Here is a 6,604-nt window from a genome sequence, read left to right on the forward strand (position 1 = left end):
ATCTGGTGCGGGAAGATGTTGAAGGTATTAAACGACTCGGGCTCGATGATCGGCATATCGTTCGTCGTCATCATCGTAGCGCCCGCCACGTTCGAGCCTGCGCTCCAGCCGATATACGGCGTGCCGTCCTCGACCATTTTGCTAATCAGAGCGATGAGCTCGTTTTCGTACATATCGTGCACGAGCTTGAAGGTGTTGCCGCCGCCTACGAATATGCAATCCGCACTCGCGACCTCCTTAGCGGCGTTTTTAGCGTGATGGACGCCGACGATATTTAAGCTTAAGCTCGCAAGCGCCTCTTTGACGCGCTTTTCATACTCGTCGTAGCTCCTGCGAAGGCTTGCGTAAGGGATGAAAACGATCTTTTTGCCCGCAAGGTTATTCTCCTGCGCAAATTTACCGATCCACGACACCGCGTGCGATAGATACTTCGTGTCTTTGTAACCCGAGCTTGAGAGCAGCAGCGCTCTTTGCTTGCTATGATCGCGCTTTGAGAGCTTAAACGCCTTTTCGCTCGCAGCTAGTTCGCTCGTACCGAGCATCGCAACGCCCGCCGCCAAAGCGGCTACCTTTAGTAGGTCTCGTCTTTGATTTTGCATCTTTTCTCCTTTAAATCAAAGTTTGTATTTACTTTAAAATTATATTCCTTTACATATAAAGAGGGGCTGAATATTCGGTTTAAATTTCGCTCGCCCCAAGGCCTCGGCAAGGTAAATTTTAAAACTACTAAATTTCGAAATTAGGCGAGGCGCCGCGTCGTAAAATTTTTAAAGTGCGGCTAAATTTAATGAAATTCATGGCGCCGATACGAGGTTAAATTTAGTGAAATTTCGCCTAAATTTAAACGCGAAAGAGTATAATCGCGCCATGGTTTTGACGCAAAATTTGATCTATGAAATTTTATCGGTCGTAAGGGAGATCCTCGCGGGCAGGGTCGCTAGCTACGGACAGATCGCACGCCTGATTGGGCTGCCTGCTTGCTCGCGGCTCGTGGGGCGCGTGCTCTCGCAAGCGGAGCTCTACGGCGACTACCCGTGCCACCGCGTGGTAAACCACTCAGGCGCCTTGGCAGCGAGCTTTGCGGCTCAGCGCAAACTGCTAGAGGCGGAAGGCGTGGAATTTAGAGGCGAGCGCGTCGATATGAAAAAGCACCGTTGGGAGTGGTGAAGCGGACTGCTTAAAAAAAGAGCTAAATTTAAAGGCTGCAAGCTCTTGCGGTCGTAGCGATTTGAAATACGGCATTTCGATATTGCGCCGTAAGGGCAGTGAAATTTAAATTTACTCCGTTGGAGTTTGAAACCTTCGCTTTTAATCTCGAATTCGCGCCGCCGCCTGGGTGTAAATTTACTCCGTTGGAGTTTCAAATTTGCCGTTTTTTACGTAATTTCGGAGCCGTGCCTGCATAAATTTGCCAGATAAAAATTTAAAATTTTAAAATCGATCGATCGTCAAGGACCTAGCGTCTCGACAAGCGGATTCAAAATTCCATCCGTTTGGAACCTGCCAAATTTAAACCGGTTTTGAAATTTACGAAATTTAGAAAATTTAAAATTTACGCGGTTAAATTTCAAAACGGATCGACACTCCGTTAATACTGATGCTTTTGGGTCAAATTTCGTGCGGCTGAAATTTTAAATCTCGTAAGTTTGGGAGCCTCTGCGAAATTTAAAATTACGCCTTTGCAACTAGCGATCTTTACGCGATAGCGTAAATTTAGGCGCGGATAATCAAGTCGTTGCGAGCGGCAAAAGGCGCGCTAAATTAAAATTTTTGCGCCGCAACTCCACCCCGCGAGCTTACGCTTTAGGCGCCTCGAAGCCCTTTAAAACCGCGTTGTATACGCTCTCCTCATCGCAGTGGACAAGCAGCAGATCACCCTCTTGCAACACCGTCGATCCGGTAGGCTTGATGTATTCGCCGTGCCACCTAATCAGGATGACGAGGAAATCCTCCGGCAGCTCAAGCTCGGCTAAAATTTTATCGATCAGCATGCAGCCTGGATCCACGGTGTACTGGCGCAGCGTGCAATAAAAGATCGGCATATTCGAATTCGGCTCCGCGCTCTCCGGCTCCGGCGGCTCGCGTACGCCGCATCTATCCGCGGCGCGCTCCAGGCTCATTCCCTGTATCAGCACCGAAATTAGGACCATGAAAAAGACGGTGTTAAAGATAAGTCCCGCGTGCTCGATCCCCGCGGCATACGGGTAGGTTGCAAGCACGATAGGCACGACGCCGCGAAGCCCGACCCACGAGATAAAGACCTTCTCTTTCTTGCTGTATTTAGAGAACGCAAGCGATATGAATACCCCCAAAGGTCGCGCGACAAACATCAGCCACAGCGCCGTTACAAAGCCCATAAGCGCGACGGCGGGCAGCTCGGACGGGAAAACCAAAAGCCCCAGCGTGATAAATACCGTGATCTGCATCGTCCACGCTATGCCGTCGTGAAAGCCGATGAGGTTTTTCTTGTGTGCAAACTCTCGCTTATTGACGAACATTCCTGCGACGTAAACGGCGATATAACCGTTGCCGCCGAGCTTCATACACAGCGTAAAAAGTAGCGCCACCCACGCCATCGAAAACACCGGATACAACCCCCAATGCTCGAGCCTTAATCTATTGAAAATCGACGGCAGCGCCCTGCCGAAGGCGTAACCCATAAGCCCGCCGATGAAAAACTGCTTGATTAGCAGCGTCAGCATATCGATCGCGCTAGGACTTTGATTTAGCGAGATGATCTGGATAATCGTGACGGTCAAAAAGATCGCCATCGGGTCGTTGCTGCCGGATTCGAGCTCTAATAGCGGACCGAGATTGTTTTTTAGCGAAATTCCTTTGGCGCGCAGTATCGCAAAGACCGCAGCAGCGTCTGTAGAAGAGATGATGGCGCCTAAAAGCAGCGCTTCAAGCCAGCTGAAGCCGAGCAGAATTTTAACCAAAACCGCCGTCGCGCATGCGGTGACCACCACCCCGAGCGTCGCTAAGATGATGCCGCTAGCCATTACCGGGCGGATCGATTTTAAATTAGTATCGAGCCTGCCCGCATATAAAATATAAATAAGCGCGATCATGCCGACATCTTGAGTGATGCGGTGGCTCGTAAAATCGATGCGCAAAAGCCCGTCCGAGCCTGCGAGCATCCCTACTGCCAAAAATACGATGAGTGAAGGAAGTCCGAATTTGCCCGAGATCTTATTGAGCACGATGCTTGCGATGAGTAAGATCGCGGCGAAGAGTAGAAATTTTTCCAAAAAGCGCTCCATAATTTTTTCAAGATTATAGCGGGTTTTCCCCATTTTTAGGTGGGTTTTTGCGATAAAATTTTATTGAACGGCTAATGGGCGAAATTTAAATTTACTCCGCTCAAACGAAACCAGATAGCAGAGCCGCGGGGGTCGTAAAATTTTATTTTAAAGCTCGGTTGCGCCTGAACTTTAAAATTTTACGATTCGCTAAATCGGCTAAATTTTACAGATTCGTTTAGAGCGGCGGATTGAGATTGAAATTTTACGGAGTCGAGTCGCTTCGGTGAGCCGAGCTGCCTTTTAAAATTTAGAGGCACAAGTTTTGTGCTTGGCGCTTGCGAGCTTTGTACGCGAATCTCGGTTTAAATTTATCGCGGGCGGATTGCGGTTAAAATTTGACCCCCGAAACTCGCTTCGGTTTTTTAAATTTAATCGCTACCCGCGCTTGTTTCGGCATCGGTGGGCGGGAATTGCGGCATAAATTTAATGCTCGCGGCGTCGCGATTTAAATTTAAACGTAGCAGACGTTCGCGCCCAGTAGGATACGGGCGCTGCCAATATTATGGTGAAATTTAGGGTGCTGCGCCCTCGGGTTTAAATTTAATCGCCGCTTGCGTCTATCCTGCGCGCGGCATGGACGGATCGTTTAAATTTAATCGCTTCTATCGCAACTTAGCGCAAGCATTAAAATTTTGCGATCTTTCAAATTTTGCCGTGCCGCCTCATAAAGCGGTGCCTTTCGCGGGCGTGAAAAGCCCTCGCATATCGACGCCTTCGAGCTGCAGCAGCTTGATTTTCCTATCGATGCCGCTCGCATAGCCCGTGAGGCTGCCGTGCGTGCCTACGACGCGGTGGCAGGGGATGATGATCGAGATTTCGTTGTGCTCTACGGCGCCGCCCACGGCTTGCGTGGACATCTCGCTAGCCCGCGTGCTGCGGCGATTTCGCGCGCGATCTGCCCGTAGGTCGTGGTCTGCCCGTATGGAATTTTAAGCAAAATTTCCCACACGGTGCGCCTAAATGCCGAACCCATGGGATTTAGAGCGGGCGTAAAACCAGGCTCGCGTTCGCTAAAATACAGATCGAGCCAGCGCCTAATTTTATCGAAAACGACCAGGTTTTTCTCCTCGAAGTATCCGCTTTGCTCGTTTACACAGAATTTTTCACCCGGGCCTTGCGCTGAAAGATTGGTCGCATGAGGTTTTCTACTCGCATCATAAGCCGCAATATCGCGCGCGCAGAATTTTTCGCTCGCTATAAGTGTGTGCGCAGAATTTTAAGTCCGCGCCGCTTGCCGCTTCTGCCGCAATATAACTCTTTTCGCTCTTTTTCAATACCGCAAAATCGCGCTGTGTTTCGCTTGCGGCGTGCTGCTCTTTTGCGAGCAGATCATCGTCGCCCCGCTTTTTATCCGCACTGCTTTTCGCCTCTAGCGCATGACCTTTCTCGTAGCAACCCTCTCTCGCAGCGGCATCTGTTTTTGCCGCAATATCGCGCATGCAGAATTTGCCGTCCGTGCTGCTCGTCGCGAGAGCATGCGCGCAGTATTTCTCGCCCTCGAACCACAGTCCGCAAAGCCCCGCCTCATCGCCCGCGAGCGTGATTTTACCAAGCGGCGAGTCGTAATATGCGATAAATTTCATCGTTGCTCCTATTTTGCGATTAAATTTAGGCGTCGCAAGCAGCGCCTAAATTTCCCAAATTTCTAAAATTTGCGGGCAGATTTTAGCTACGCTTTGCTTAAACTCCGCCTTTTGCGCGCTACTCGGGTCGCAAATGGCTTCAAATTTGCAAAAAAGCTCAGCGATTTTTAGCCAGCCTTCAAGATTTAGATCGAATTTTTTCAAATTTGCCTCGGACAAAAACTCCAAATCATGGTCGTAAAACGCGATCTCGCCGCCAGGGCTTAGCAACCAAAGATCGCCGGTGCCGCCCTCTGCAAAGATACAAAACTCGCGCAGCAGCTTGCTATCGCCCTCAAAAGGAAATTTTGCTGCGTCGTTGCAGCGCGCGATCTCGTGCTCTTTCAGCACTCTAAAACCGCCTGCAATCTCCCTACCTAGATACCCGCTTAGGGCCTTTTTCACATTGCTTATATCCAAATTCAATCCTTTCGAAGTTTCAGTCTCGCTTTTTGACGTAAAACATAAAAAAGCCGAGCATCGCTACGAAAATCACGCACATCACAAGCGTCACGATGAGCGTGCCGTGCTGCGAGTCGCTTAAAAACAGCCCCGTTGTATTCATTCCGAAAAAGCTCGTAATGAAATTTAGCGGCATAAGTAGCGACGAGATGATCGTGAGAATGTAGATGTTGCGGCTAATTTTGTCGTTTTTGAGGCCTTGGATGAACTGATAGATATCCTCGATCCTGACGGCGTATTCGCCCATCACGCCTTTGAAAACGCCCGCTTCGTAGGCGTAGTTTTTCAGTCGCTTTTTAAGGGGTGCTTGCTCGTTTGCGCAGATGAGCAGCGCCTCGTAAAAATGCGAAATTTTGTTTTGAAATTTGCGGATTTCATATTTTAGGATAGAGTGCTTTTTCATAAATTTTGAAAAATCGCCGCGGCGCGTGTAGATCTTTTCGTAATTCTCAAGCTCCGCGGAGTGCTCTAAAATTTTATCGCGATACTGTGCTAGGATTTTTTTGACGACCGCGAAAAACTCCACCTCGCTGCTAAGCCGCGGCTCGGCGGCACCCTCCTGCAAATAGATTGCGCCCGCGTCGAAAATAAAGCGGTAGTTTTGCTCGCGCGGCGCGTCCGTCACGAAGTACACATACTCGCGATCCTCGGCGTAGTAGTAGCCCGAAACGCTGCGCTTTTCGGTAATCGGGTTCAATGAGGCCTCCTTGCTTAATCGGTTTAAATTTACGGAATTTCAGAATTTCGTTGCAGATTAGAATTTTGAAATTCCGCTGCCTATAAGAATTCCGAAATTTCACTACTAATAGAAATTCTAAAATTCCGCCGTCACTTAAATTTTATCGTATTTGGAATTTCAAAATTCTTTTGCGCTTGGAATTTTAAAATTTTGTGAGCTGTAAATTTCGGCTAAATTTTGTAATTCCGTAGCGGTGAAATTTTAAAATTTTTACGTCCCTGTTTGCAAATTTTAAAATTTCACGCCGCGCCCCGTTAAATAAATTGCGCGAGCCATAAGGCTCGCACCGCTTAAAGCGTCGTAGGGGGATAGGTGGGGGCTTGTGGGCGAGCAGAGCAATGCGGTGCTGTGGGACAACGCCGCCTCTGCGAGAAGTGTGACCTCGCAATTGGGGCCCCCCTTTCCGCCCCAATAGAAACATATCACGGATTAAAATTTAAACGGAATTTCATTTTGTAATAAATTTAAAATTTCTC

The 6,604-nt window shown here is 48.8% G+C and carries 8 protein-coding genes; 1 reads left to right on the forward strand and 7 read right to left on the reverse strand.

All coding sequences use genetic code 11. The features are described from left to right. Positions 1 to 599 (reverse strand): dipeptidase PepE (gene pepE, locus Q0274_RS07465; RefSeq protein WP_298028614.1); only part of this gene is annotated, 599 nt, incomplete at its 3' end. 268 nt (positions 600 to 867) lie between these two features. Between pepE and Q0274_RS07470 the strand changes: the two genes are divergently transcribed. Continuing rightward, on the forward strand, positions 868 to 1,167 hold the full coding sequence (locus Q0274_RS07470; protein WP_367271920.1) for an MGMT family protein: 300 nt from the start codon (positions 868 to 870) through the stop codon (positions 1,165 to 1,167). 629 nt (positions 1,168 to 1,796) lie between these two features. Here the strand turns inward: Q0274_RS07470 and Q0274_RS07475 are convergent. The 6 genes from Q0274_RS07475 to Q0274_RS07500 form a co-directional block, all read right to left on the reverse strand. Continuing rightward, positions 1,797 to 3,251, reverse strand: a complete 1,455-nt coding sequence (locus Q0274_RS07475) for a potassium/proton antiporter (RefSeq protein ID WP_298028618.1) — start codon at positions 3,249 to 3,251, stop codon at positions 1,797 to 1,799. Positions 3,252 to 3,967: 716 nt separating this feature from the next. Then, positions 3,968 to 4,162, reverse strand: a complete 195-nt coding sequence (locus tag Q0274_RS07480; RefSeq protein WP_298028619.1) for a methylated-DNA--[protein]-cysteine S-methyltransferase — start codon at positions 4,160 to 4,162, stop codon at positions 3,968 to 3,970. Beyond that, positions 4,132 to 4,254 carry an MGMT family protein gene (locus tag Q0274_RS07485; RefSeq protein WP_298028621.1) on the reverse strand — a complete coding sequence of 41 codons (123 nt, stop codon included), beginning with the start codon at positions 4,252 to 4,254 and terminating at the stop codon, positions 4,132 to 4,134. Before Q0274_RS07485 ends, Q0274_RS07480 begins: the two co-directional genes overlap by 31 nt. Before the next feature lie 205 nt (positions 4,255 to 4,459). Beyond that, positions 4,460 to 4,888: a hypothetical protein gene (locus Q0274_RS07490; RefSeq protein ID WP_298028623.1), complete on the reverse strand. Its 429-nt coding sequence runs from the start codon at positions 4,886 to 4,888 to the stop codon at positions 4,460 to 4,462. 45 nt (positions 4,889 to 4,933) lie between these two features. Next, complete coding sequence (locus Q0274_RS07495; protein WP_298028625.1) at positions 4,934 to 5,347, reverse strand: hypothetical protein; 414 nt, start codon at positions 5,345 to 5,347, stop codon at positions 4,934 to 4,936. Between the two features lie 19 nt (positions 5,348 to 5,366). Then, positions 5,367 to 6,086, reverse strand: coding sequence for a CorA family divalent cation transporter (locus Q0274_RS07500; RefSeq protein ID WP_298028627.1), 720 nt, complete (start codon positions 6,084 to 6,086; stop codon positions 5,367 to 5,369). Positions 6,087 to 6,604 lie beyond the last annotated feature (518 nt).

Origin of the sequence: uncultured Campylobacter sp., from assembly GCF_937973075.1 — a bacterium.
Taxonomy (GTDB): Bacteria; Campylobacterota; Campylobacteria; order Campylobacterales; family Campylobacteraceae; genus Campylobacter_B.